24 protein-coding genes and 1 pseudogene are annotated in these 22,525 nt (G+C 68.7%); 15 read left to right on the forward strand and 10 right to left on the reverse strand.

The window, feature by feature from the left end:
• Position 1 precedes the first annotated feature (1 nt).
• Entirely contained in the window at positions 2-1,108 is a 1,107-nt protein-coding gene (locus HZ321_RS20145; protein WP_181704204.1) for a cobalt-precorrin-5B (C(1))-methyltransferase, read from the reverse strand.
• A gap of 77 nt (positions 1,109-1,185) precedes the next feature.
• On the opposite strand from HZ321_RS20145, the gene HZ321_RS20150 reads away from it, so the two are divergent.
• Positions 1,186-2,508, forward strand: a complete 1,323-nt coding sequence (locus HZ321_RS20150) for a cobyrinic acid a,c-diamide synthase CobB (RefSeq protein ID WP_181704205.1) — start codon at positions 1,186-1,188, stop codon at positions 2,506-2,508.
• A 61-nt stretch (positions 2,509-2,569) separates the two neighbouring features.
• Entirely contained in the window at positions 2,570-3,400 is an 831-nt protein-coding gene (locus HZ321_RS20155) for a sulfite exporter TauE/SafE family protein (RefSeq protein WP_181704206.1), read from the forward strand.
• A gap of 3 nt (positions 3,401-3,403) precedes the next feature.
• Here HZ321_RS20155 and HZ321_RS20160 read toward each other — a convergent pair whose 3' ends face one another.
• The 3 genes from HZ321_RS20160 to HZ321_RS20170 are packed head-to-tail and all read right to left on the reverse strand — an operon-like array spanning position 3,404 to position 4,667.
• On the reverse strand, positions 3,404-3,712 hold the full coding sequence (locus HZ321_RS20160) for a hypothetical protein (protein WP_181704207.1): 309 nt from the start codon (positions 3,710-3,712) through the stop codon (positions 3,404-3,406).
• The gene (locus HZ321_RS20165; protein ID WP_342343890.1) at positions 3,712-3,897 is read right to left on the reverse strand and encodes a DUF1289 domain-containing protein; all 186 of its coding nucleotides are present in this window, start codon (positions 3,895-3,897) and stop codon (positions 3,712-3,714) included. Before HZ321_RS20165 ends, HZ321_RS20160 begins: the two co-directional genes overlap by 1 nt.
• A 26-nt stretch (positions 3,898-3,923) precedes the next feature.
• The gene (locus HZ321_RS20170; protein WP_206682815.1) at positions 3,924-4,667 is read right to left on the reverse strand and encodes an adenosylcobinamide-GDP ribazoletransferase; all 744 of its coding nucleotides are present in this window, start codon (positions 4,665-4,667) and stop codon (positions 3,924-3,926) included.
• A 149-nt stretch (positions 4,668-4,816) separates the two neighbouring features.
• Between HZ321_RS20170 and cobT the strand changes: the two genes are divergently transcribed.
• On the forward strand, positions 4,817-5,839 hold the full coding sequence (gene cobT, locus HZ321_RS20175) for a nicotinate-nucleotide--dimethylbenzimidazole phosphoribosyltransferase (protein WP_181704210.1): 1,023 nt from the start codon (positions 4,817-4,819) through the stop codon (positions 5,837-5,839).
• Positions 5,840-5,847: 8 nt separating this feature from the next.
• Here the strand turns inward: cobT and HZ321_RS20180 are convergent, their stop codons facing one another.
• Positions 5,848-7,359, reverse strand: coding sequence for a sensor histidine kinase (locus HZ321_RS20180; RefSeq protein ID WP_206682816.1), 1,512 nt, complete (start codon positions 7,357-7,359; stop codon positions 5,848-5,850).
• Positions 7,360-7,556: 197 nt separating this feature from the next.
• On the opposite strand from HZ321_RS20180, the gene HZ321_RS20185 reads away from it, so the two are divergent.
• From HZ321_RS20185 to HZ321_RS20200, 4 genes are all read left to right on the forward strand, one after another.
• On the forward strand, positions 7,557-8,195 hold the full coding sequence (locus HZ321_RS20185; protein ID WP_181704212.1) for a uracil-DNA glycosylase family protein: 639 nt from the start codon (positions 7,557-7,559) through the stop codon (positions 8,193-8,195).
• A gap of 106 nt (positions 8,196-8,301) precedes the next feature.
• Positions 8,302-8,784 carry an Lrp/AsnC family transcriptional regulator gene (locus HZ321_RS20190; RefSeq protein WP_342343893.1) on the forward strand — a complete coding sequence of 161 codons (483 nt, stop codon included), beginning with the start codon at positions 8,302-8,304 and terminating at the stop codon, positions 8,782-8,784.
• 129 nt (positions 8,785-8,913) lie between these two features.
• Positions 8,914-9,939, forward strand: a complete 1,026-nt coding sequence (moaA, locus tag HZ321_RS20195) for a GTP 3',8-cyclase MoaA (RefSeq protein WP_181704214.1) — start codon at positions 8,914-8,916, stop codon at positions 9,937-9,939.
• Positions 9,940-10,099: 160 nt separating this feature from the next.
• Complete coding sequence (locus HZ321_RS20200; protein ID WP_181704215.1) at positions 10,100-11,002, forward strand: DMT family transporter; 903 nt, start codon at positions 10,100-10,102, stop codon at positions 11,000-11,002.
• 13 nt (positions 11,003-11,015) lie between these two features.
• Here HZ321_RS20200 and apbC read toward each other — a convergent pair whose 3' ends face one another.
• Positions 11,016-12,185 (reverse strand): iron-sulfur cluster carrier protein ApbC, encoded by a 1,170-nt coding sequence (apbC, locus tag HZ321_RS20205; RefSeq protein ID WP_181704216.1) that lies wholly within the window; start codon positions 12,183-12,185, stop codon positions 11,016-11,018.
• 409 nt (positions 12,186-12,594) lie between these two features.
• On the opposite strand from apbC, the gene HZ321_RS20210 reads away from it, so the two are divergent.
• The 7 genes and pseudogenes from HZ321_RS20210 (at position 12,595) to HZ321_RS20240 (ending at position 18,576) form a co-directional block, all read left to right on the forward strand.
• Complete coding sequence (locus HZ321_RS20210; RefSeq protein WP_181704247.1) at positions 12,595-13,488, forward strand: formate dehydrogenase accessory sulfurtransferase FdhD; 894 nt, start codon at positions 12,595-12,597, stop codon at positions 13,486-13,488.
• A 20-nt stretch (positions 13,489-13,508) separates the two neighbouring features.
• Positions 13,509-14,078, forward strand: a pseudogene (gene mobA / locus HZ321_RS20215) (molybdenum cofactor guanylyltransferase MobA); the annotation flags it as partial.
• 33 nt (positions 14,079-14,111) lie between these two features.
• Positions 14,112-14,654: a molybdopterin-guanine dinucleotide biosynthesis protein B gene (mobB, locus tag HZ321_RS21775; RefSeq protein ID WP_181704248.1), complete on the forward strand. Its 543-nt coding sequence runs from the start codon at positions 14,112-14,114 to the stop codon at positions 14,652-14,654.
• Positions 14,655-15,935, forward strand: coding sequence for a molybdopterin molybdotransferase MoeA (locus tag HZ321_RS20225; protein WP_181704217.1), 1,281 nt, complete (start codon positions 14,655-14,657; stop codon positions 15,933-15,935).
• 217 nt (positions 15,936-16,152) lie between these two features.
• Positions 16,153-16,932 carry an ABC transporter substrate-binding protein gene (locus HZ321_RS20230; RefSeq protein WP_181704218.1) on the forward strand — a complete coding sequence of 260 codons (780 nt, stop codon included), beginning with the start codon at positions 16,153-16,155 and terminating at the stop codon, positions 16,930-16,932.
• An 82-nt stretch (positions 16,933-17,014) separates the two neighbouring features.
• A complete protein-coding gene (locus HZ321_RS20235) occupies positions 17,015-17,728 on the forward strand; it encodes an ABC transporter permease (protein ID WP_181704219.1) in 714 nt (237 codons plus the stop codon).
• A complete protein-coding gene (locus tag HZ321_RS20240) occupies positions 17,725-18,576 on the forward strand; it encodes an ABC transporter permease (protein ID WP_181704220.1) in 852 nt (283 codons plus the stop codon). Before HZ321_RS20235 ends, HZ321_RS20240 begins: the two co-directional genes overlap by 4 nt.
• Before the next feature lie 50 nt (positions 18,577-18,626).
• Here the strand turns inward: HZ321_RS20240 and HZ321_RS20245 are convergent, their stop codons facing one another.
• The 4 genes from HZ321_RS20245 to HZ321_RS20260 form a co-directional block, all read right to left on the reverse strand.
• Positions 18,627-18,890: a type II toxin-antitoxin system RelE/ParE family toxin gene (locus tag HZ321_RS20245; RefSeq protein WP_181704221.1), complete on the reverse strand. Its 264-nt coding sequence runs from the start codon at positions 18,888-18,890 to the stop codon at positions 18,627-18,629.
• A 5-nt stretch (positions 18,891-18,895) separates the two neighbouring features.
• Positions 18,896-19,078: a hypothetical protein gene (locus HZ321_RS20250; protein ID WP_181704222.1), complete on the reverse strand. Its 183-nt coding sequence runs from the start codon at positions 19,076-19,078 to the stop codon at positions 18,896-18,898.
• Positions 19,079-19,230: 152 nt separating this feature from the next.
• Complete coding sequence (locus tag HZ321_RS20255) at positions 19,231-19,500, reverse strand: bacteriocin (protein WP_181704223.1); 270 nt, start codon at positions 19,498-19,500, stop codon at positions 19,231-19,233.
• Positions 19,501-19,660: 160 nt separating this feature from the next.
• Positions 19,661-21,481: an adenine deaminase gene (locus HZ321_RS20260; RefSeq protein ID WP_181704224.1), complete on the reverse strand. Its 1,821-nt coding sequence runs from the start codon at positions 21,479-21,481 to the stop codon at positions 19,661-19,663.
• Between the two features lie 159 nt (positions 21,482-21,640).
• On the opposite strand from HZ321_RS20260, the gene HZ321_RS20265 reads away from it, so the two are divergent.
• On the forward strand, positions 21,641-22,522 hold the full coding sequence (locus HZ321_RS20265) for an NAD(P)-dependent oxidoreductase (RefSeq protein WP_181704225.1): 882 nt from the start codon (positions 21,641-21,643) through the stop codon (positions 22,520-22,522).
• The last annotated feature ends 3 nt before the right edge of the window (positions 22,523-22,525 follow it).

The raw sequence follows: 22,525 nt of genomic DNA on the forward strand, positions 1-22,525 counted from the left end.
ATCAGCCGACCTTCGTGAAGGGCACCCGGGAGACGAGCCCGCCCTGGCGGTCGAACACCGCGATCTCCAGTTCGTCGGCGCCGCCCCCGACCGCCTCGGCGGCGGTGCGGAAGGCGTGGCGGGCGACCACGTCGGCGAGCGGGATGCCGCGCGCGAGCGCCTCCACCAGCACCTCGTTGGCCGCGTTGGCGGTGGGCACCCAGGCCCGGAAGGCCTCGTCCGCGCCCGCCTCGGCGGCACGGTCGGCGAGCCAGGCCATGTCGATCGGGCCGGCACGGGAATGCAGGTCGATCATGCCCTGGCCGAGCTTGACCATCTTGGCGAAGCCGCCGGCGACGGTGACGCGTGGAACCGGGTGCCGGCGCAGGTACTTCAGCATGCCGCCGACGAAATCGCCCATCTCGATCAGCGCGACCTCGGGCAGGGCGTGCAGCTTCTGAACGGCCGCCTCGGAGGTGGAGCCGGTCGCGCCCGCCACATGGGTGAGGCCGGAGGCGCGCGCCACGTCGATGCCGCGGTGGATCGAATGGATCCAGGCGGCGCAGGAGAACGGCACCACGATCCCTGTGGTGCCGAGGATCGACAACCCGCCGACGATGCCGAGGCGTCCGTTGAGTGTGCGCCGGGCGATCTCCTCGCCGCCGGGGATGGAGACCGTGACGGTGACGTCGCGCGGGCCGCCGGTCTCGGCGGCGGCCTCGGCAAGGGCCGTGCGGATCATCTCGCGCGGCATCGGGTTGATCGCCGGTTCGCCCGGCGGAACGGGCAAGCCGGGCCGGGTGACGGTGCCGACGCCGGGGCCGGCGCGGAAGGTGACGCCCGATCCGAGCGGCGCGGGGCCGACGGTGGTCCAGATGAGCGCGCCGTGGGTGACGTCCGGATCGTCGCCGGCGTCCTTGACGATGCCGGTCGACGCGCCGTCCGCGGTCCGTTCGGTTCGGGCGAGGGCGAAGGCGGGGCGCTGACCGCCCGGCAGCAGCACGTCGACCGGGTCCGGGAATTCGCCGGTGACCCAGCCGACATAGGCCGCCTTGGCGCCCGCCGCCGCGCAGGTGCCGGTGGTCCAGCCGCGCTTCAGTTCGCCGCTCGGGATAGCCTCGTCGTCCATGCCGCCATCCATAGCGCGGCGGCGTGCGCCCGTCAGCCCTCTGGTGCCTGCGCCCACGAAAGGGGAGGGAGAGGGCGATGACCCTTGCCCCCGGCATTCTGATCGCCGCGCCGCGGTCCGGCTCCGGCAAGACCACGGTGACGCTCGGCCTGCAGCGCGCTTTCGTCCGGCGGGGGCTGCGGGTGCGCGGGCTGAAGTCCGGTCCCGATTACATTGACCCCGCATTCCACGCCGCCGCGACGGGCGCGCCGAGCTTCAACCTCGACAGCTTCGCCATGCCGGCGGACCTGATCCGCGGATACGCCGCCTATGCGGCTGGGGCGTCGGACCTGGTGATCGCCGAGGGTTCTATGGGGCTCTTCGACGGCGTACGGGCCGAGGTGGGGCAAACCGGCGCGAGCGCCGACGTGGCGGCCCTGACCGACTGGCCGGTGGTGCTGGTGATCGACGTGTCGGGGCAGGCGCAGTCTGCAGCGGCCGTGGCGCTCGGATGCGCGCGGTTCGACCCGCGCATCACCGTCGCCGGGGTGATCCTCAACAAGGTGGCGAGCGCGCGCCACGAGCGGCTCGTCCGCGACGGCATGGCCCGGATCGGGCTGCCGGTGTTCGGGGCGCTCGGCAAGGAGACGGGGCTGATCCTGCCGGAACGGCACCTCGGCCTTGTGCAGGCCGGCGAGACGGCGGACCTCGACGGTCGTCTGGACCGTTTGGCCGATGCGGTCACCGCCTCCGTCGACCTCGACGCCGTACTGGCGGCCGCGCGGCCGACGCTGCCGGCCGAAACGCGGGCGGCCCCGGGCGTGCTGCCGCCCGGCGAGCGGATTGCCATCGCCCGCGACGAGGCGTTCTCGTTCGTCTACCCCCACCTGGAAGCCGCTTGGCGGGAGGGCGGGGCGACGCTGGTGCCGTTCTCGCCGCTCGCCGACGAGGCCCCGCCGGAGGGTTGTGACGCCTGCTGGCTGCCCGGCGGCTATCCCGAGCTTCACACAGGCCGGTTAGCGGCGGCCGAACGCTTCCGGGCGGGCATGCGGCGCTTTGCCGAGACCCGGCCGGTGCACGGCGAGTGCGGCGGTTACATGGTGCTTGGCGAGACGCTGACCGGCGCCGATGGGGTCGAGGTGCCGATGCTGGGCCTCTTGCCGCTGCGCACCAGCTTCGCCCAGCGGCGCATGAACCTCGGCTACCGGATCGCCCGGCTGCGCGAACCCTCCGCGCTCGGTCCGGCGGGCGCCGAACTGGTCGGTCACGAGTTCCACTACGCCACCGTCCTGTCGGAGCCTGCGGGGGCGCTGGCACTCGCCGAGGTGACCGACGCGGAGGGCGCGGTCCAGGCTGGCACCGGACACCGGGCCGGCAACGTGAGCGGGACCTTCTTCCACGTCGTGGCGCGGCGGCGCTGAGCGATCGGGTCACGCCTTCTCACAATTGCACCGCTGCCTGAAACATGATCTGTCGCCGCCCATGCCCGCCGGAACGACCCTCCTCGACCTCATCGAACTTGCCTTCGCCATCGCCGGATCCGGCCTCGTCGCCGGGGTCCTCGCCGGCCTGTTCGGCGTCGGCGGCGGCGCGGTGCTGGTGCCGGTGTTCTACTGGGCCTTCGGGCTGGCCGGCATCGACGACGCGGTGCGCATGCACGTCTCCGTCGCGACCTCCACCGGCATCATCCTGCCGACGGCGATCCGCTCCTTCATGGCGCACAAGGCCAAGGGCGTCGTGGACATGGACCTGCTGCGCGGCTGGGTGCTGGCGATTCCGGCCGGCGTGATCGCCGCCACGGCGACCGCGGCCTCCCTGTCGAGCGAGGGCCTCAGGATCGTGTTCGCGGTGATCGCCCTGGTGTTCGCGTTGAGGATGCTGTTCAACCGCGCATCCTGGCGGCTTGGCGACGATCTGCCAGGGCAGCCCTGGCGGGCGATCGTCGGCGTGGTGATCGGCTTCCTGTCCACGCTGATGGGGATCGGCGGGGGCGTGCTCAACAACACCTTCATGGCCCTCTACGGCCGGCCGATGCACCAGGCGGTGGCGACGTCGTCCGGCGTCGGTGCGCTGATCGCGGTGCCCGGGACGATCGGCTTCATGATCGCCGGTCTCGGCGTCTCGGGGCTGCCGCCGCTTTCGATCGGCTTCGTGAACCTGCTGGGTGTCGCGATCGTCGTGCCGATCACGCTCCTGACCGCGCCATACGGGGTCCGGCTGGCGCACGCCTGGCCGAAGCGGCGGCTGGAGATCGCCTTCGGCGTGTTCCTGATCCTCGTCTCGGCGAACTTTTTCGTCACGCTGCTGCGCTGAAGGTCAGGCCGGGACCTGGTTCTGCGGATCGGGCTCGAACAGCGGCAGGTCGCCGCGCTGCCATGCGGTGTAGCCGAGCACCAGCGCCGTCAGCACGGCGAGCCAAACCGCGATATGCCAGACGCGCCCGCGGAACTTCTCGCGCGTGGAGATAAAGCCGGACGCCACGATGATCGCGAGGGCCGTCATGTAGCCGAATTGCGCGAAGGAGTTCGGATCAAGCCCGAGGATCTCCGGCTCGTTGCCCCACAGGAACAAGGCGCCGAGCACAAGCCCGATGATGGCGAAGGCGAAGGCGTAGGCTCTGGGCATTATACCGTCGCTCCGTCGGTCGAGGTCCGCCGGTCCGGCAGGCGGGCCATGATGGCCCGTCGCTCCGGCTCACCGAGCCGCCCCCACGCGCCGATCTCGTCGAGCGAGCGCAGACACCCGATGCAGAGGCCCGACCGGCGGTCGATCTGGCAGACGTTGATGCAGGGTGTCGAGACGGTGGTCACGGTGAAACTCTCGGCTGTTGATGCCGTCATATGAGAAGACCTGCCAGGAACGCAACCTCGGCGAATTGCTGTGTCGCACCGAGAACGTCGCCGGTCTGGCCGCCGAGCGTGCGCCGCGCTGAAAAACCAGCGACGGCGCCCGCGCCGGCTGCAAGCAGCAGCCCGCCCGCGACCCCGGCTACGCCTGCCGCCGGCAGCGCCAACAGCGCGATGAGCAGGCCGGTCCCGGCGCCGATCAGCGCCGCCCGCCGCGATGGCTGGCCGGCCGCCGCGGAAAGGCCGTCCGCCCGGGCCGGCGGCAACAGGTGCCAGACCCAGATCATCGGCGTGCGGCTGACCGCCCCGGCCGCGAGAAGCGCCATGGCGGCCGGCGCGGGACCCGCTGAAAGCAGCGCGCCGATCCCGGCCGCGCGCATCAGGAGCACGAGCGCCAGCGTCGCCGCGCCGGTCGCCCCGATTCGGCTGTCCTTCATGACAGTCAGCCGCCGCTCGGGCGCGCCGCCGGCGCCGAGGCCGTCGGCCATGTCGGCCAACCCGTCCTCGTGCAGTCCGCCGGTGACCGCCACCAGGGCCGCGACCACGATCCCCCCCGCCATCAGCGTAGGCAGGCCGGTGAGCGAAAGCCCGGCCGCGACCACGGCCGCGGGGATGGCGATCAGCGCCCCGGCCACCGGAACGAGTCCCGAAGCACGTGAAAAGGCGGGCAGGAGAGAGATATCGTCGCGGTCGGAAAGCGGCGGCAGGGCGATTCGCGAAAAGAAACGCACCATTCCAGCGAGATCGGCTAGCGCCGTTGCAAGGTATGGGGGCATTGCCAAAGGTGATCCGCCTGAAGGTTAGTTCCCGCTGCGCGTCGACCTGTATAGAACGGCCGGCCACGGGCCGACACCGCCTGTAAACGATTCCCGGAGACTTCTTCATGCAAGCCAACCTGTCCGGCCTGCCGTTCGACGACATCCGAGGGCTCATCCCGCGCATGCCCGGTCCGGACGAAGGCGCCGTGTTCGCGGTGCGCAGCCGCGACCGGCGGCTGACCAAGCCCGCCGGCTCGCTCGGCCGGCTGGAGACCTTCGTCGAATGGCTCGCCGCCTGGCAGGGCCGCGAGCGGCCGAGCGTCAACAGGCCCGTGGTCTGCATCTACGCCGCCAACCACGGCATCGCCGCCAAGGGCGTCTCCGCCTTCCCAGCCGCCGTCACCGAACAGATGGTGGCGAACTTCGCCGCCGGGGGCGCGGCGATCAACCAGATCTGCCTCGCCTTCGATCTGGGCCTGAAGGTGCTGGACCTCGCGCTGGAGCATCCGACCCCGGACATCACCGAGGCAGACGCCTTCGACGAGGTCGGCTGCGCCGCCACCATCGCCTTCGGTATGGAGTCGATCGCCGGGGGGATGGACCTGCTGGTGACCGGGGAGATGGGCATCGGCAACACCACCGTCGCCGCTGCCATCTACCACGCCCTCTACGGCGGCACCGCCGCCGACTGGGTCGGCCGCGGCACCGGCGTGGACGACGCCGGCCTGGAGCGCAAGCGCGCCGCCGTGGAAGCCGCGGTCGCCAGGCTGGACGGCCAGCGCGACCCGATGGAGATCCTCCGCCGCATCGGCGGACGGGAGATCGCCGCCATGTTCGGCGCGATCCTCGCCGCGCGGTTCGAGCGCATCCCGGTGATCGTCGACGGGTTCGTGGCGACCGCCGCCGCGGCGCTCCTCCACGCCATCGACCCGCAGGCGATCGACCACGTGCTGGTCGGCCATGTCTCGGCGGAAGGTGCCCACGCCCGGGTGCTGCAGAAGATCGGCAAGAAGCCGGTGCTCGACCTCGGCATGCGGCTGGGGGAGGGGACAGGCGCGGCGCTGGCCGCAGCGTTGGTGCGTGCCGCGGCGCTCACCCATACGGGGATGGCGACCTTCGACCAGGCCGGCGTGTCGGATTCCGGCTGACGCGTCGGTCAGCTCACCCGGCGGCGAAGGATGGACTGCATGCTGCCGGCGGCATCCTCCCGCGGGCGGTCGTCGATCGCCGGCATGACTTCCATGACGCGGCTCGACGGGAAGGTGATGGTCGCCTCCGTGCCCTCGCGCAGCTTGGACTTCAGGTCGAAGCGACCGCCGTGCATCTGCATCAGCGCCTGGACGATGGGCAGGCCGAGGCCGGTTCCCTGCTCGGCGGTCTTGATGGCGAGCGATCCCTGGCCGAAGGCGGAGAGCACGATCGGGATCTCCTCCTCCGGGATGCCGGGCCCGTTGTCGCGGATGGTGACATACTGGCCGCCGCCGGAGGTCCAGCCCATCTTGATCCAGATCTCGCCGCCGGTTGGCGTGAACTTGACCGCGTTGGAGAGCAGGTTCAGGACGATCTGGCGCACCGCCCGCTCGTCGGCCCAGATCTTCGGGAGGTTGGGCTCGAACTGCTCGTGGACGGTGATCGACTTGGTCTTGGCGCGCAGCTTGATGAGGTGGTGGCAGTCCTCCACCACGTGGCTGAGCGTCACCGCCTCCTCGTTCAGCTGGTAGCGGCCGGCCTCGATGCGCGACAGGTCCAGGATCTCGTTGATCAGGTTGAGGAGGTGCTTTCCGGAATTGTGGATATCGGCCGCGTACTCCCGGTAGTGGTCGTTGCCGATCGGCCCGAACACCTCGCCCTGCATGATCTCGGAGAAGCCGAGGATGGCGTTGAGCGGGGTGCGAAGCTCGTGGCTCATGGTGGCCAGGAACCGCGATTTGGCGAGGTTGGCTTCCTCAGCACGGCGGCGGCTTTCGTCCGACACCGCCTTGGCCTGCTCCAGTTCGGCGATCAGGGCGTACTTCTCCGCCCGGTACTCCAGCATGGTGAGCGCGGTCTGCTGCATCCGGGTGGCGAGAAGAAAGAAGAAGCCCTCCGCGATCAGCACGAAGCCGGCGATCGTGTAGGAAAGGTAGGTCCCGTGCAGCGCCAGGCTGATGATGCCGACGATCGCCAGCGGAACGGTTCCGGCCAGCATTGCGCGCGGCAGGTTGCTGCACACCATCGCGGTGACCGCGATCACAAGCAACGTGACGCCGAAGAGGAAGACGGACAGCTCTTCGCGCGCCATCGCCGGCAGCAGGAAGAGGCCGGAAAAGGCGGTGGAGAACAACGCCTCGCCGATGATCAGCTGCCGTTGCCAGTAGTGCAGGTTGTTCTGGCCGTCCTCCGCATTCACAAAGCGGCGGTGGGTCAGGCCAGTCAGCACCATCACCGCGATCAGCACCCCGGTCCAAGGCAGCAGGAAATGCCATTCGATCCAGTAGCCGGCGGACGCGCTGGTGCCGATCACCAGGATCAGCACGGCGATCCAGGCGGAGAGCCGGTTGCGGCTGTAGCCGAGCAGGATCTCATAGTCGAACGCCGGACGGGTACCGCTGGACGACGACAGCTTCTCGCGCACATCCTTGACGGCACGCGCAACGTCACGGCGACGATCGGCTTTGCGCCGGTTCATCTCCGTACGGTCCGCAGTCCGTGCAATGGGCGTATCGGTCATTCGAAGCAGAGCGTCCGACTGGTTTCCGGCCGCCGGGGCTGGCATCCGGGTCGTAAAATCCTAGCGGTGGTTTCGTTACCCGACCGTGTGAGAAACTGGTTAATCGGGGATCAAATCACGGATTTTCCATACGTTTCGAAACGGGACCTTCACCAGTGCAACAGGAAAAGCCGCAGGATCGTGCGTCCGACCTGGCCCGGCGGATCGCCGCCTGCCGGATCTGCCGCGACGATCCGATCGGCCGGCCGCTGCCGCACGAGCCGCGCCCGGTGGTGCGGATCTGCGCGACGGCGCGCCTGCTGATCGCCGGCCAGGCGCCGGGAACGCGGGTGCACGCAAGCGGGCTACCGTTCGACGACCGCTCCGGCGACCGTCTGCGCGACTGGCTCGGCCTCGACCGCGATGCCTTCTACGACGCCGCCCGCGTCGCCATCCTGCCGATGGGCTTCTGCTTTCCCGGCCAGGATGCCAAGGGCGGCGACCTGCCGCCGCGGCGCGAATGCGCGCCCGCCTGGCGAAGCGAGGCGATGGCGACCATGCCGGACCTCCGCCTGCTGCTCCTCGTTGGGCTCCACGCACAGCGCTGGCACCTGGGGCCGGCGGCGCTCGGCAGCGTCGACCAAACCGTCGCCGCCTGGCGGACGGTTCTCGACGCCGGCGGCCGGCCGTGCGTTCTGCCGCTGCCGCACCCGTCCTGGCGCAACACCGGATGGCTCCGCCGCAATCCCTGGTTCGACCGCGAACTCCTCCCGGAACTGCGGAAGGCCGTTCACGAGGCACTCGACGACGATTGACAGAAGCCCAGACTTGCGGCATTCCCTCTCAGGAATAAAATACTACGAAGGCGGCCAAGGAGACCCCGTTCGTAGAAACTCATTCCTCGCTTGAAGGTGTCCCGTGATCGACCGTCTCGACCGCAAGATCCTCTCCATTCTCCAGGAAGACGCCACCATCCCCGTTGCAGAGATCGGCAAGCGCGTCGGCCTGTCGACGACCCCGTGCTGGCGCCGGATCCAGAAGCTGGAGGAGGATGGCGTCATCCAGCGTCGCGTCGCCGTACTCGATCCCAAGAAGATCAACGCCAAGGTCTGCGTCTTCGTGGCGATCACCACCAATCAGCACTCCGAAGAATGGCTGAAGCGCTTCGCCGAGGTGATCCGCGACTTCCCCGAAGTGGTGGAGTTCTACCGGATGAGCGGCCAGGTCGACTATTTGCTGCGGGTGGTGGTGCCGGACATCGAATCCTACGACGCCTTCTACAAGAAGCTGATCGGCAAGATCGACATCGCCGACGTCTCGAGTTCCTTTGCCATGGAGCAGATCAAGTATACGACCGCCTTGCCGCTGAACTTCGTGCTGCTGGAAAAGGACAAGGCAGTCTGATCGCCGAGCGGAATTCGAGCTTCCTCCCAAAGGCGTGACCGGGACGCTCTTCAAATCCGCTATGTCCGGCGCTACATTACGCCCTGAGAAGACGACCCTGGGACGCCGGGGCAGGGGAGGTCGGGAGCCATGGACATTGCCGAGAAGGCCCGCACCGCGGCGCCGCTGATCGATCCGTTCATGCGGAAGATCAGCTATCTGCGTGTGTCCGTCACCGACCGCTGCGATTTCCGCTGCGTCTACTGCATGGCGGAGAACATGACGTTCCTGCCCAAGAAGGACGTGCTCACGCTGGAGGAACTCGACCGGCTGTGTTCGGCCTTCGTGAGCCGCGGCGTGAAGAAGCTGCGGCTGACCGGCGGTGAACCGCTGGTGCGCCGGGACATCATGCAGCTGATCCGCCGGCTGTCGCGCCATCTCGTCTCCGGATCCTTGGAGGAGTTGACGCTCACCACCAACGGCTCGCAACTTTCGCGCTATGCCGACGAGCTCGCCGACTGCGGCGTCCGGCGCATCAACGTGTCCGTCGACACGCTCGATCCGGAGAAGTTCCGCGCGATCACCCGCCGCGGCGATCTCTCGGTGGTGCTGAAGGGCCTCGAGGCCGCCGCCCGCGCCGGCCTGCAGGTGAAGATCAACGCCGTGGCGCTGAAGGGCGTCAACGAGCACGAGATCGACGACATGATCCGCTGGTCGCATGGGCTCGGCTACGACCTGACGCTGATCGAGACCATGCCGCTCGGCGAGATCGACGACGACCGCACCGACCAGTATCTGCCGCTGTCGCAGGTCCGCGCCGACCTGATGGATCGCTTCACGCTGGACGACATCCCCTACAAGACCGGCGGCCCTGCACGTTACGTGCGGGTGCGGGAGACGGGCGGCCGGCTGGGCTTCATCACCCCGCTTTCCCATAACTTCTGCGAAACCTGCAACCGCGTCCGCGTCACCTGCACCGGCACGCTCTTCATGTGCCTCGGTCAGGAGGACGCCGCCGACTTGCGCGCGCCGCTGCGCGCCTCCGAAGGCGACGACCTGCTCCACAAGGCGATCGACGAGGCGATCTCGCGCAAGCCCAAAGGGCACGACTTCATTATCGATCGCGACCGGCAGGCGCCGGCCGTGTCGCGCCACATGAGCATGACCGGCGGCTGACAGGCTCTGCCGCCTGTCGCAGCAACTGCTCACTTGCGCGCCATCCGGCAAACGACGATGGTGCGGCCCTGCGGCGGCGCCGCAGCCCGAATCGCGGCCGGATCGCCGCGCCGTGGACGCGACGAGCGATCCACGCCCCTTTCGACCTGCCGTTTGCGAAATGTCCGATTACCGTGAAACCGTGCGCGGCATCCTGGCGATGCTCGCCTGCTGCCTCTCCTTCATTCTCAACGACACCATGGTCAAGGCCGCGACGGAGACCCTGCCGCTCGGGCAGGTGATCTTCTTCCGCGGCATCGTTTCCACGCTGGTGATCGCCGTCGTCGCCTGGCGCATGGGCGCCTTCCACGGCTGGCGGAGCCATATCTCCCGCCCGCTCGGCTGGCGCACCTTCGGCGAGGTGGGCGCGACGCTCGCCTACCTGACCGCGCTGATGCACATGCCGATCGCCAATGCGAGCGCGATCGCCCAGGCCGCGCCGCTGATGATCACCGCAGCCGGCGCGCTGTTCCTCGGTGAGCAGGTGGGCTGGCGCCGCTGGACGGCGGTCGTCATCGGCTTCGTCGGCATCCTGATCATCGTGCGGCCGGGGGCGGAGGGCTTCAACCTCTATGCCCTGCTGGCGCTGTTCTCGGTCGTTCTCGTCGTGGTGCGCGATCTCTCGACCCGGGCCATCCCGGCCCGCACGCCAACCATCTTCATCACCGCCTTCACCTCCCTCGCGGTGATGCTGACCGGCGCCGGCTACGCCGCCATGGAGGACTGGGGCCCGATCGGGCCGCAGGAGGCGCTGCTCTTGGTGGGCTCCGGTGTCTTCCTGCTCGGCGGCTACGTCTTCATCATCATCGCCATGCGCCACGGCGACGTGTCGATGGTGGCCCCGTTCCGCTATTCCTTCATCCCCTTCGCCATCGCCACCGGCTGGCTGGTCTGGGGCGACGTGCCCGACGGCCCCACCATCCTCGGCATCGCCATCGTGATCGGCACCGGCGTCTACACCTTCTACCGCGAACGCAAGCGCGCCCAACTGCTGGCGGCGGAGACGCCGCCCGCGGTGGCGTGACGCGTCGGGATCGTCACTCGATCACGATGCGAGGTGCGACGCGGCGGGAGGCGGTGTTGCCGAGGCTGTCGGCGACGCGTTCGGCGATGGCGCGGTAGATGGCCGCGTGCGGGCCGTCGGGGGCTGTGGCGACCACGGGTAGGCCGGCGTCGGACGTTTCGCGGATGGCCATCTCCAGCGGCACCTCGCCGAGGAAGGGCACGCCGATCCGCTCGGCCTCGTGGCGCGCGCCGCCGTGGCCGAAGATGTCGGAGCGTTCGCCGCAGTGGGGGCAGAGGAAGTAGCTCATGTTCTCCACGATGCCGAGAACGGGCACCTCCACCTTCTTGAACATGGCGACGCCGCGCCGGGCGTCGATCAGCGCAAGGTCCTGCGGCGTGGAGACGATAACGGCGCCGGCGAGCGGCACCTGCTGGGCCATGGTCAGCTGCGCGTCGCCGGTGCCGGGCGGCATGTCGACCACCAGCACGTCGAGCTCACCCCAGGCGACCTCGCGCAGCATCTGCCCGAGCGCGGAGACCACCATCGGCCCGCGCCAGATCATCGGCGTCTCCTCCTCGACGAGGAAGCCGATCGACATGACCTTCAGCCCGTAGTTCTCCATCGGCTTCAACGTGCGCCCGCCGACCACCTCCGGCTTGCCGGAGAGCCGCATCAGGCGCGGCACGGACGGCCCGTAGATGTCGGCGTCGAGGATGCCGACCTTCAGGCCGTTGGCCTTCAGCGCCAGCGCCAGGTTGACGGCCGTCGTGGACTTGCCGACGCCGCCCTTGCCGGACGCCACCGCGATGATCGACGTAACGCCCGGGACGCCGGGCTTCTGTGGCGTGGCGGCCGGGCCGTGCGAATGGGTGTGACCGGGTGCATGCGAATGGCCGCCGCCCTGGGGCCGGGCGGCTGCGGGCGGCGGGGCGGCCGGGCGCGATCCCGGCGCCACGTCGGCCGTCAGCGCCACCATCGCGCGCTCCACGCCGGGCATCGCCTTCACGAGCCGCTCCGCTTCCGCCCGCATCGGCTCGGCCTCGCGCGCCTTGTCGGCGGGGACGGAGATGGAGAACATCACCCGCCCGTCGGAGACGAAGATGTCCGACACCATGCCGGACGCGGCGAGGTCCTTGCCCGTCAAGGGGTTGCGGATGCCCGCCAGCACCGCCAGCACGTCGTTCTTGCTCGGTCCGGCCATCATGATCTCCGGGAGAAGGGTCTGCCGCAGAGGTATGCGCAGACGGAGTCAGGGTCAATGCGGCGATGGGGCGGGGGAGCGGGGGTAGCAGTGGCATTTGGCGGTAGGCAGTAGGGAGGGATTCGGGTCGGTTGGCTGTCTTCGGCCCCTATCCCATCCTGGTCCGCGAAGGCGGACCACCCGCGCCTTTCTCCGAGACGGTTCCCTGGGAGGTTTTCGAATGGCAACGGCCGAATCCGTGGTTGGTCCGCCTGCGCGGACCATGACGGGGAAAGACTAGAGGATAGGCGGGCCCATCGACCGATCCATATCGACCGAGATACCCGACTGCTTGCCGCCCGCTGCCCACCTTCCCCCCGGACATCCTACCGCCTTGCGCCCACCCGCCTCGCGCTCCTACTTTCCGTTCATGACCCACGCCCGCCCCGAATTCATCGTCGCGCCGGATCCGGATGATCCGCGTTTGTCATCGGCCGTGACCGGCATCGACCAGAACGGCGCGCCGGTGGAAACGCGCGTCGTCACCGAACGGCCCCTGACGCTCTACCTGAATGCGCAGGAGGTGGTGACGATGATGACGATCGGGGATCATCCCGATCTGCTCGCGCTCGGCTATCTCCTGAACCAGAACATGCTCCGCCCGGACGACGTGGTGACGGCGGTGGATTACGACGAGGACCTGGAGGTGGTCGTGGTCCGCACCGAGCGGAGCACCGACTACGAGGAGAAGATGAAGAAGCGCGTGCGCACGTCCGGCTGCGCGCAGGGCACCGTGTTCGGCGACGTGATGGCCTCCTTCGAGGACGTGTCGCTGGGCGGAGATGCCGTGCTCAGAACGTCTTGGCTGGCGTCGCTCACCAAGAAGATCAACACCGCGCCCTCGCTCTACCTCACGGCGGGCGCGATCCACGGCTGCGTGCTCTGCGAGGAGGACCGCCCGCTGGTCTACATGGAGGACGTCGGCCGGCACAACGCGGTGGACAAGATCGCCGGCTGGATGTTTCGCGAGAAGGTCGATCCGGCCAACAAGATCTTCTACACCACCGGTCGGCTGACCTCCGAGATGGTGATCAAGACCGTGATGATGCGCGTGCCCATCCTTGTCTCGCGCTCCGGCTTCACCGCCTGGGGTGTCGAGCTTGCCCGCCAAGCCGGGTTGACGCTGATCGGCCGGGCGCGCGGCCGCCGCTTCGTGGCGCTGTCCGGAGCGGACCGGATCGTCTTCGATCTCGACCCGGCCGAGTCCGACGACGAGGACGCCCGCCATCGCCGCAAGGGCGCCCGCGAAGAGGGTGACCTGTGAGCGCCGGCCCGACCCCGGTCGTGGGCTGCATCCTCGCCGGCGGCCAGTCGAGCCGCATGGGCGGCGGCGACAAGGGGCTGAAGGCCGTCGCCGGCCGGCCGATGATCGAGCGCGTGATCGAGCGGATGCGCGATGCCTGTGCCAGCCTGGTGCTGAACGCCAACGGCGATCCCGCGCGCTTCACGGCGCTCGGCCTGCCGGTCGTCGCCGACAGCGTGGAGGGTTTCGCCGGTCCGCTCGCCGGCGTGCTGGCGGGCTTGGACTGGGCGGCTGCAAACCATCCGGACGCGGTGTTCGTGGCGACGGCGGCGGCCGATACGCCGTTCTTCCCGGCGGGCCTTGTGGAGGCTTTCCTCGACGCAGCGAAAACACCGCTGACCATCGTCCTCGCCGCCTCCGACGACGGCCGCCATCCCGTGTTCGGGCTCTGGCCGGTGGCGCTGCGCGACGACCTGCGCGACTTCCTGGAAAAGGGTGAGACGCGCAAGGTGCTCGCCTGGGTCGGCCGCCACGACAACGCCGAGGTGCACGTTCCGCCGCTGCGCGCGGGCGATTTCGTGATCGACCCGTTCTTCAACGTCAACACGCCCGAGGAGTTGGCCGAGGCGGAGGCGATCGCCGCCGTGCTCGACGCCGAGGCCCGCGCGCCCGCGCCTCCTTCCGGACCTCTGGTGGTCGGCGTGGCGGGATGGAAGAAGTCGGGCAAGACGACCCTCGCGTCGCGCCTCGTCGCGAACTTCGTAGCCCGCGGGCTGAAGGTGGCGACCGTGAAGCACGCCCATCACAGCTTCGAGGTCGACCGCGAAGGCACCGACAGCTGGCGCCACCGGGAAGCGGGGGCGAGCGAGGTCGCGCTCGTCTCGGCGGCGCGCGTCGCGATCATGAGCGAACTCGCCCGGCCGGAGGACGAACCGCCGCTCGCCGAAATCCTGAAACGGCTCCAGCCGGCCGACGTGGTGGTCGTGGAGGGCTACAAGGGCGAGCCGATCCCCAAGGTGGAGGTGCGCCGGCTGGATGCGCACCGCCACGACCCGCTCCATCCCGGCGACCCGACGGTGGTGGCGATCGCCGCCGACCACCCGGTCGAGGGCGCCGGCGTGCCGGTGTTCCCGCTCGACGATGTCGCCGGCATCGCCGACTTTCTGCTCCAGCGACGGACGCGCTAGATGACCCGCCGCCTCATCGACGACTGCTTCCTGACCGACAAGGAAAGGATGTCCCACGCCGAGGCGCTGGCGCTGATCCGTGCGCGGGTCGCGGCAGTGACGGGCACCGAGACGGTGTCGCTGGCCGCCTCGCTCGGCCGGGTGCTGGCCGAGGAGATCGCCGCTCCACTGGACGTGCCGCTCGCCGACAATGCCGCCGTCGACGGCTACGCCTTCGCCAGTGTCCAGTACGAGGCGACCGGCGGTTTCTTTCCGGTCGTGGCCCGCATTCCCGCGGGCCATCCGCACCCCCAACCGGTGCCTGTCGGTGCCGCCGTGCGGATCTTCACCGGGGCCGTGATGCCGGCCGGCGTCGACACGGTCGCCATGCAGGAGGATTGCGAGACCCACGAGCAGGACAGCGTCGACTTCGTCGTGATCCCGCCTGGGCTGAAGCCGGGCGCCAACCGCCGCAAGGCGGGCGAGGACCTCCGGGCAGGGCAGGTGGTGATGTCGCCGGGCCTCAGGCTGCGCCCGCAGGAGGTCGCCGGCCTCGCCTCGCTGGGCCGGACGGAGGTGCTGGTCCGCCAGCGCCTGAAGGTGGCGATCGTCTCCACCGGCGACGAGATCATACGCCCCGGCCAGCCGATCGCGCCCGGGCAGGTCTACGACAGCAACCACGCCCTCCTGAGCGCGTTGCTCGAAACGGCGCAGGCCGACGTGACCGACCTCGGTGTGCTGCCCGACCGTTTCGACGTGATCCGCGACGCGCTGGCGAACGCGGCGGGCCGCTTCGACGTGATCCTCACCTCTGGCGGCGCGTCGCGCGGCGAGGAGGATCATGTGATCACCGCTCTGGACGAGATCGGGCGGCGGCACCTCTGGCAGATCGCGGTCAAGCCGGGCCGGCCGATGACCTTCGGCCAGATCGGCGACTGCGTGTTCCTGGGCCTCCCCGGAAATCCGGTCGCGGTGTTCGTCTGCTTCCTGCTCTACGGCCTGCCGCTCTTTGCAGGGTTGGAGGGCGCCGACTGGCGAGAGCCGGTGCGCTACCGCCTGCCGGCGCGCTTTGCGATCGGCCGCAAGAAGGCGGACCGGCGTGAGTTCCTGCGCGGCATCCTGGTCCCGGGCGAGGAAGGGCACCTGGCGGTCGCCAAGTTCGCGCGGGACGGCTCCGGCCTGATCACTGGTCTGCGTGAGGCGGACGGACTGATCGACATCCCCGAGGCGGTTACCGGGCTTGCAGAAGGCGATCTGGTGGACTTCGTCCCGTTCTCCGCCTTCGGTTTGCGCGACCGCTGACGTTGCGGAAGCCTGATTGATCGTTCGGAGTGCATGCAAACTTCGCATGCAGTAGTCGGTTTCCATTGTTGCATCGCCGCGCAGGATGCGATGAAGATGCGGGAGTTGCCGGGGAAACCCGTTTCCTCCGGGCGATCACGACACAAAGAAAAAACAACGCCAAACCCGGGTGCGACTGCGATCAGCCAGTCCGGCCCAACAAGAACAGAGGGGATCCATGAAGCTTCTGAAGTCTGCAACGCTTGCCGCCGCCATGTTCGCGCTCGCGCTCGGCGCCGCCACGGCCCAGGATGCCACCAAGGTCCGCATCGGCACAGAGGGCGCCTATCCTCCCTTCAACTTCCTGGATTCCGCCGGCCAGCTTCAGGGCTTCGACGTGGAGATCGCCAAGGCGCTCTGCGACGAGATGAAGGTCGAGTGCGAGTTCGTCACGCAGGATTGGGATGGCATCATCCCGGCCCTTCTCGCCGGCAAGTTCGACGCGATCATCGCGTCCATGTCGATCAACGAGGAGCGCAAGAAGTCGGTCGACTTCACGGGCAAGTACTACAACACGCCCCCGGCGGTCGCCGTGCCCAAGGACAGCACCGTTGCCGGCGTTTCGCCGGAGGACCTGAAGGGCCTCAATGTCGGCGCCCAGGGCTCCACGACCCACTCCACCTGGGCGGAGAAGGTCCTCACCGATTCCACCGTGAAGCTCTATCCGACCGCCGACGAGTACAAGCTCGACCTTGAGAACGGCCGCCTCGACGCGGTCGTCGACGACGTCGTGGTGCTTTCCGACTGGATCAAGTCCGACGCCGGCAAGTGCTGCAAGATCGTCGGCACCATCACCCCGGTGATGGAGATTCACGGCGAAGGTGCCGGCATCGCCCTGCGCAAGGAAGACACGGAGTTGAAGGAGAAGTTCAACGCCGCGATCCAGGCGATCCGCGCCAACGGCAAGTACGAAGAGATCAACAAGAAGTACTTCGACTTCGACGTCTACGGCGGTTGACCGTGGACAGCGGGCGGCGCCAGTGCTCGGCGCCGCCCTTTCCACGTGCTGAGTGCCCCTCGTGCCTGACCGGACGGCGTGGATGATGGAACTTCTCAGTCTTCTTTCCTACGGCCCCGACGGGTGGGGTGACGAGCTCCTCAGCGGCACCGTGCTGACCATCGCGCTGGCGGTCTGCACGCTGCCGATCGGGCTTGCGCTCGGTTTCCTGATCGCGCTCGCCAAGACCTCGGAAGAGCCGACGTTGAAGACGGCGGCCAACATCTACACCACGATCTTTCGCGGGCTGCCGGAGCTGCTGACGCTGTTCCTGATCTACTACGGCGCCCAGTTCGCGATCTCGGCTGCGACCAACGCTCTGTTCGGCTTCCCGGTGGAGGTCAACAGCTTTGCCGCCGGCATGGTCGCGCTCGCCATCGTCTTCTCCTCCTATGCCAGCGAGGCTTTCCTGTCGGCCTTTCGCGGCATTCCCCGCGGGCAGTACGAGGGCGGCTACGCGCTCGGCCTGCCGCGCGGCGCCACCATGCGGTTGGTGATCCTGCCGCAGCTGATCCGCCTGTCGCTGCCGAGCCTGTCCAACCTGTGGCTGATCCTCCTGAAGGACACCGCCCTTGTCTCGGTGATCGGCCTTGCCGGCATCCTGCGCCAGACGCAGATCGCCGTGGGCGTCACCAAGCACGCGTTCTTCTTCTATCTGCTCGCCTGCCTGATCTACCTCGGCCTGGCGGTCGTCTCTTCGCTGGGGCTCTCGCGGGTTTCGACGTGGGCGGAACGCGGTCAGGGAGGTCACGGATGAGCGACGCCGCCTTCGTTGCCACCGCGGCCATTCCGAGCGCCGCGCCCCCGCCGTCGCCGCGCAAGCACTGGACCGGCAGCCGCATCGCCGGCACCCTGCTGATGGGGATTTGGATAGCCCTCGGCATCGGATTCGCCTTCCTGATCGTCGGCGGCTACGACGCCGAGAAGGTGGCCCGCTACCTGCCGCGGATCATCGGCGGCGTCTGGGTGACCGTCCAACTCGTCGTGCTGTCGGTCGTGTTCGGCGCGATCCTCTCGATCCCGATCACCCTCGGTCGGCTGTCCTACAACTGGGTCGCCGCGCCGCTCGCCTTCGGCTTCTCCTATTTCTTCCGCGGCACGCCGCTCCTGGCGCAGACCTTCCTGCTCTATTACGGCCTCGGCTCCTTCCCCGACCTCTGGAAGTCGCTCGGGCTCTGGTGGTTCATGCGGGAAGCCTTCTATTGCGCCGTGCTCGCCTTTTCGCTGAACACGGCCGCCTACCAGGCCGAGATCCTGGCGGGCGCGATCCGCTCCGTGCCGCGCGGCCAGTGGCAGGCCGCGGCGTCGCTCGGGCTCGGGCGCTACGCCACCCTGCGCAAGGTGATCCTGCCGCAGGCGATGATCACGGCCCTGCGCCCCTACGGCAACGAGATCGTGCTGATGATCAAGGGCTCGGCGATCGCGGGCATCGTCACCGTCTTCGACCTGATGGGCGAGACCCGCTACGCCTATTCGAAGACCTATGACTTCCAGGTCTATCTCTGGGCGGCCGTGCTCTACTTCCTGATGGTGGAAGTGCTGCGCCGCGTGTGGGACGCCTTTGAATTCAGGCTGACTCGCCACCTGCGCCGCGACGCGGTCTGAAGGAAGATCCGGGAAGGCCCGGCGAGCCGCAGCTGCCCCCGGCGCGGCCGTCAGGCTTGTGGCAGCAGCCGCAAGACGTACACGTGGTCGGGCTTGACCGTATAGACGACCACGTAGGGCTGATCGGGCAACGGGAACTCGCGCGTGGCTGTGACCCGGCCGATCGAACCGGTGTAGGGGAGTTCGCCCAACCGGGCGACGTGTTCGTCGATCGCCGCGCAGAGGTGGTAGGCGTCCGGCCGTCGAACGTCGATGAGTTGGTGCAGGATCGACTCGAAATCAGATCGCGCGCCCTGGGACCAGACCACATCCATCGGGCTCAATCCGGCAACTCGAAACCGAAGCGCGCCCGCGCTGTCCTCAGGACTTCGGCATGCGACAACGGCATGCGGTCATTGCGCTCGGCTTCCACCAGCGCCTTGCGGACTTCATTGCGGAACCAGGTCTGATTGCGGCTATTGCGCACGCCGTCTTCGGCGGCCTGCTCTCGTCCGACGTCCATGTGCCCACCGTCAGTTCGTCAACGCCCGGGCACGAATATATCCGCATGAATGAGAATGTCTAGGATTTTAAGCAAGTTGCAGCTTCTGGTAAGCCTCCGCCCACGCCAGAAAGGCGAAGGCGAAGGCAAAAATTAACGAGGGTCCGGGTAGATCACGGACACGCGACCGAGTAGGCCCGGCCATAGCGGTCATAGGCCACGCAGTTGCGCGGAGCGGTGGCGCCGGCAATCGCCGCACCGCCGATACCGCCGGCCACGGCGCCGATCGCGGCTCCACGTCCACCGCCTGCAAGAGCACCAACGGCTGCGCCGCCGAGCGCGCCGGCAGCGGCGCCGGTGGTCACCCGCTGCTGGGTGGGAGTCTGGCCCTGGCAGGCCGCAAGGCCCATCGCCAGAGCGGCTACGACTGCGAGCTTCTTCATGTCTATCCTCCGTTCGCCGATCGCCGGCACTTCACTTCTCGACTGGACGACCGGGAGCACAGGACGCCGCTCAGGGGTCAAGGCACCGGTTCCGCTCGTCGCGTCGTGACCATAAACGTACAACAGGCCGAGTAAGTTCTCCCCAATTCCCTGAAATTGGTCAATTCTGGATAAACAGATCGACCTTCTCGAGCCGCGTTACGTCCACAAGCCCCAAGTCGGATATCCGCAATTCCGGAATGACGACCAGGGCGAGAAGAGAGTGCTGCATGTAGGCATTGTTGAGGCGGCAGCCGCAAGACTCCATGGCTGCAACCATGGTCGCAGCCTTCGCCGCGACGATCTCCGCCCGCTCTTCCGACATCAGCCCGGCGATCGAGAGCTCTACCAGCGCCAGTTCGCGCCCCTGAGAGATCACCACGATCCCGCCGCCGACCTCGGCCAGGCGGTTCGCCGCCTGAGCCATGTCGGCCTTCGACGTTCCAACCACGATCATGTGGTGGCTGTCGTGCGCCACGGTCGAGGCAACCGCGCAGGGCTTGTCGTAGCCGAAGCCGGAGACGAGCCCGTTGACCACGCCGCCGGTGCCCCGATGGCGCTCCACCAGCGCGATCTGGCAGACGTCGGACCCGTCCGCCGCCCTTCCGTTGCCGATCACGTGGCCGTTGCCGTCGACCGACACCCGCGCGGTCAGCGCCCGCGTCGGCGCCTGGTTCTCGATCACCCCGATGACGCGGGCCGTCACCTCGGCCGCGCCGGCCGGTGCGGCGATGTCGAAGTCGGCCGGAGCGAGCGAACGGCCGAGCCGCACGGTGGACTTGGCGCTGGCCGGGTAGGGGTAGGGCGGGATCTCGGCCGTCAGCGCACCGCCTTCGGCGATCACCACGCCGCGGGCGATCACCGTTTCGATCGGCAACGCGGCGAGGTCGGAGGTCAGGATCAGGTCGGCGCGCCGGCCCGGGGTGATCGAGCCGATCTCCCGCTCCAGCCCGAAGTGGCTGGCGGTGTTGATCGTCGCCATCTGCAGCGCCACCACCGGCGGGCAGCCCTGCGCGATCGCGTGCCGAACCACGCGGTTCATGTGGCCGTCGTGGACCAGCGTGCCGGAATGGCTGTCGTCGGTGCACAGGATGAAGCTGCGCGGGTCGAGCCCCATCTCGGTGATCGCCTTGATCTGGGTGGCGACGTCGTACCAGGCCGAGCCCAGCCGCAGCATCGGCCGCATGCCGAGCCGTGCGCGCGTCACGCAGTCGATCAGGCGGGTGCCCTCGTGGTCGTCGGACGGGCCGCCGGCGACATAGCCGAGGAAAGGCTTGCCGAGGTCAGGCGAGGCGTAGTGGCCGCCGACCGTCTTGCCGGCTGCCATGGTGTGGGCGATCTCGCCGAGCATCCGCCCGTCGCCCATCGCCACACCCGGGAAGTTCATCATCTCGCCAAGCCCGACGATGCCCGGCCACGACATCGCCTCGGCGACCTCCGCCGGGCCGATGGTCGCGCCGGCGTTCTCCAGCCCCGGCGCCGAGGGAACGCAGGCCGGCATCTGGACGAACACGTTGACCGGCAGGCTGAGCGCCTCATCGTGCATCAGCCGCACGCCGGGCAGGCCGAGCACGTTGGCGATCTCGTGCGGATCGATGAACATCGACGTGGTGCCGTGCGGAACCACCGCCCGGGCGAACTCCGTGACCGTGACCATGCCGCTTTCCACGTGCATGTGGCCGTCGCAGAGCCCCGGCACCATGTAGCGGCCGCCGGCGTCGATCACCGTCGTGTCGGGCCCGATGGCATAGGAGAGATCCTGCGCGATGGCCGCGAACCGGCCGGCCGCGATGGCGATGTCATAGCCGGACAGCACTTCCCGGGTGTGGACGTTCACCCACCGGCCGTTCCTGACCACCATGTCCGCCGGAGTGCGGCCGGTCGCGACGTCGATCAGCCGCGGCGCGGATTCGGCCCATGTCTTCGGCGTGATGCTAGTCATCGGCTGCCATCTCCGTTGTGATTTCAGCCAGGGTAAACCGCCGGGGGCGGCTGGGGGAAGGGGGAACGCGGATCGTCGCGCCCCTCCTTCGGACGGCCTGACAAACCGCACGCGAGGCGCTATCACCAGTCCCCAGGGGTGTCGAGAGAGGGTTTGGATATGGCCGACGTCGCATTCATCGGACTGGGCGTGATGGGATTTCCGATGGCCGGTCATCTCGCCGCGCGTGGCGGTCACGCGGTCACAGTCTACAACCGCACCACGGCGAAGGCGGAAGCGTGGGTCGCCAAACACGGTGGTCGCTGGGCGATGACGCCGGCGGCGGCGGCCGAGGGCGCCGACTTCGTGTTCTCCTGCGTCGGCAACGACGACGACCTGCGCGAGGTCACCGTCGGTCCGGACGGCGCCTTCTCGCGCATGAAGCCGGGCGCGATCTTCGTCGACCACACCACGGCCTCGGCCAAGGTGGCGCGCGAGCTGCACGACGCCGCCGCCGCCCGCGACCTGCACTTCCTGGATGCCCCCGTGTCTGGCGGGCAGGCCGGCGCGGAGAACGGCGTCCTCACCGTCATGGTCGGCGGCGACGAGGCGGCCTACGCGGCGGCCGAGCCGGTGATCCAGTCGTTCGCACGGATGATCGGGCTGATGGGCCCGGCCGGCTCCGGCCAGCTCACCAAGATGGTCAACCAGATCGCCATCGCCGGGCTGGTGCAGGGCCTGTCCGAGGCGATCCATTTCGCCAAGGCGGCCGGCCTGGATGTGGAGAAGGCGATCGGCGTCATCTCCAAGGGCGCGGCGCAGTCCTGGCAGATGGAGAACCGCTGGAAGACCATGGACGAGGGCAAGTTCGAGTTCGGCTTCGCGGTGGACTGGATGCGCAAGGACCTCGGCATCGTGCTCGACCAGGCTAAGGCGACCGGTGCCCGCCTACCTGTGACGGCGCTGGTCGACCAGTTCTATGCCGACGTCCAGGCGATCGGCGGCAACCGCTGGGACACCTCCAGCCTGATCGCCCGCCTCGAGCCGCCGAAGAAGGGATGACCC

The organism is Chthonobacter albigriseus (genome assembly GCF_013839445.1).
GTDB classification, from domain to species: Bacteria; Pseudomonadota; Alphaproteobacteria; order Rhizobiales; family Pleomorphomonadaceae; genus Chthonobacter; species Chthonobacter albigriseus.